The sequence below is a fragment of the Alcanivorax sp. HI0044 genome, from assembly GCF_001634945.1.
Genome location: NZ_LWEZ01000547.1, coordinates 1 through 631, shown reverse-complemented (window position 1 = coordinate 631; position 631 = coordinate 1). Strand labels below are relative to the sequence as shown.

The following is a 631-nucleotide window of genomic DNA, read 5'->3' as shown; positions in this document are numbered from 1 at the left end:
GCTACGAGCTTTGAGCTGTGAGGAAAACCCTTTCTACAGAGTTGCTGTGGGAACTTGTCTAGAGGTGCGATCGGACCCGCTGTGGGAACGTAACGCAGCGGAGTAACGCACGTAGTGCGGCCCCGAAGGGGTGAGCGCAGCGAATAACTTGCCTGCAAGCGATCCGAGCCTCGGCGAGGAAAATTGGTTCGCGTTGCGAGTTTCGAAAGGCAGAACCTCAAACCTCGTGTCTGACCGCCGGTTTTAGGTTTTCAAAACTCGGTACTCGAAACCCGCTTCTGGAATCCTTACCTCGCCAAGGCTCGGATCGCGCCTCAAGCGGCGCTCCTACAGCGGCTTCGTTGTGTTGTTGGTTTTCCTCTCAGCTCGTGGCTAGCAGCTCGCAGCTCAATCCGCCGTGAACGCCTATTCACCCTAACGCCAGCAGCCCCGCGCCTTGGCAGTCAATGCCTTCCCCCTTGAATTGCCTAACAATGCCCGCCCTGTTGCGCTGTCCGTTTCTGACAGTTAATCCGTTTTTTCAAGGGTGATTGCTATGCCGACCTACAAGGCCCCCGTGCGCGATATGCGCTTCTTGATGAACGAAGTCTTCGATTTCGAGAGTCACTACAAAACGCTGCCCAATGGTGAA

General features: G+C 55.6%; 1 protein-coding gene. It reads left to right on the top strand.

Annotation, left to right across the window (positions count from 1 at the left end; translation table 11 throughout):
- Positions 1–535 precede the first annotated feature (535 nt).
- The coding region (locus tag A3730_RS29495) for an acyl-CoA dehydrogenase N-terminal domain-containing protein (RefSeq protein ID WP_156500988.1) at positions 536–631 on the top strand (96 nt) is incomplete at its 3' end.